2 protein-coding genes and 1 pseudogene are annotated in these 1,634 nt (G+C 37.1%); 1 reads left to right on the forward strand and 2 read right to left on the reverse strand.

Annotated elements, in window-relative coordinates; all coding sequences use genetic code 11:
* Window positions 1-580: SGNH/GDSL hydrolase family protein (locus tag AC1DWN_RS33515; RefSeq protein WP_477563147.1), on the forward strand; the 580-nt coding region annotated here is incomplete at its 5' end.
* A 35-nt stretch (window positions 581-615) separates the two neighbouring features.
* On the opposite strand, the gene AC1DWN_RS33520 is transcribed toward AC1DWN_RS33515, so the two are convergent.
* Both AC1DWN_RS33520 and AC1DWN_RS33525 read right to left on the reverse strand, forming a co-directional pair.
* Window positions 616-1,146 (reverse strand): hypothetical protein, encoded by a 531-nt coding sequence (locus tag AC1DWN_RS33520; protein WP_477563148.1) that lies wholly within the window; start codon window positions 1,144-1,146, stop codon window positions 616-618.
* Between the two features lie 355 nt (window positions 1,147-1,501).
* Window positions 1,502-1,634: pseudogene (locus AC1DWN_RS33525) on the reverse strand (DUF3298 and DUF4163 domain-containing protein); the annotation flags it as partial.

Consider the following 1,634-nt stretch of genomic DNA (forward strand, 5'->3'; position numbering starts at 1 on the left):
CTATGCGAGCAATAAAAAGGTTGTCATATATGGAACATCGATTACGYAAGGCGGCTGTGCTACAAGACCGGGCATGGCATACCCGAATATTATGAGTCGTTCCATCCCGCTTGAGTTTATTAACCTTGGTTTTTCTGGCAATGGGAAAGGTGAAGCAGAGCTTGCTCGAACGATAGCCKATATACAGAATCCTGCACTTCTCGTTCTAGATTATGAAGCAAATTCGGGTACAGTTGAGGAATTAGCAGCTACATTGCCGCCATTTATTCAAATCCTTCGAGAACGTCATCCGATCGTTCCGATTTTAGTCATTTCTAATATTCGCTATGCAGATGTCCGTTTTAACGAAGTTAAAGCGAAATTTCATGAAGACAGAAGGGAAATTCAGAAATCAACAGTGGAAAGGTTGAAGAGTGAAGGAGATTCTAACATCCATTTCATGGATGGCTTCACCTTGCTGGGTGATGAAGATGCTGAAGAATGTACAGTTGACGGCGTTCACCCAACAGATCTTGGCTTCAAAAGAATGGCTCAATCGCTTGAGCCCATTTTTCGAGAGCTGCTAAAGGAAGTTTTGTAATTTCAAAAGATGATTAGACTTTGGTTGATATGAAATCAGCCAATATAGTCAATAAGGTCATCGATATTTTTCTTAGCCCTATTATTTAGTGATTTCTTGTCCCTCAAATCAAACAGCTTCAATTCATGCCCAGGGTCAATAACTAAGGGCTTGGAAATGATATCTTCAAGTATTCGCAAAGTGGCTTGATAAGAGCGATATAACAAATCATTCGTCATAATTTCTTTTGAGGCTTTTATTATATGGATCATATTTTCTGCGTACATTAATTTAACGATACTATCTGAACCCATAATATGTTGAGACACAAATGAAATAACATTTTCGAGAATCAAGCTGTCCTTATAATATTTAGCGACAGCATCAAGTTGCGATAACGCATTCCAGTTCATTATGGATAACTCGCTACTAATTCCGTTAATCATTTCTTTGTACCATTCTACTTCAAGCTCTTTTTCAACTTCAAATGTCTTGTACGTTTCGAGTTTTCCTTCACGATGCATATGAAAAAAACTTCCTTTATAGGTGAAAAACAGTTCTTTTGCTGGTTGTATTTGATTTTCCATTTTATCCCCACATTCATTTATTTAAACGCTTTGTTCTTTATACACTGATAGTTTACCATATAAAGAACCTGGCGAGATTAATCTCATCAGGTTCTAGTTTTATATTAACTTCAATTCATGTCTTATGGACCAAAGATTTGGAATTTAAATAGTGAAAAGTTCATATAGGCTTTTACCAAGGTAACTCTCCAACCAAAGGCTGCACATATCGACCTGTATTATTGATATCGACTTCTTTTGTCCATTCATAGATGTTAAGTGCAGCTATTGCTGGATCCGTATTGGCATCAGTCGACCTTCCCCTAGTTAATAACTGACCAGGATGAATAGCACAAACAAGAATATAATAGGTCATCTAATCATTAACAAGCATTGGCCCAAGCGGACCATCCTCACTAATTATATCTTGAAGCTCATAGACCGAAATAGGAAAATACAAAAAGCCAAACACATAGGGTACCAACTCATAAAGCTGAAAATAAATAACA

This window comes from Paenibacillus sp. P4_A7, from assembly GCF_056402455.1.

What these genes read in the sequence shown, in the direction of transcription:
- AC1DWN_RS33520 (WP_477563148.1), bottom strand. Translation starts at nt 1,146, where the DNA reads ATGGAAAATCAAATACAACCAGCAAAAGAACTGTTTTTCACCTATAAA.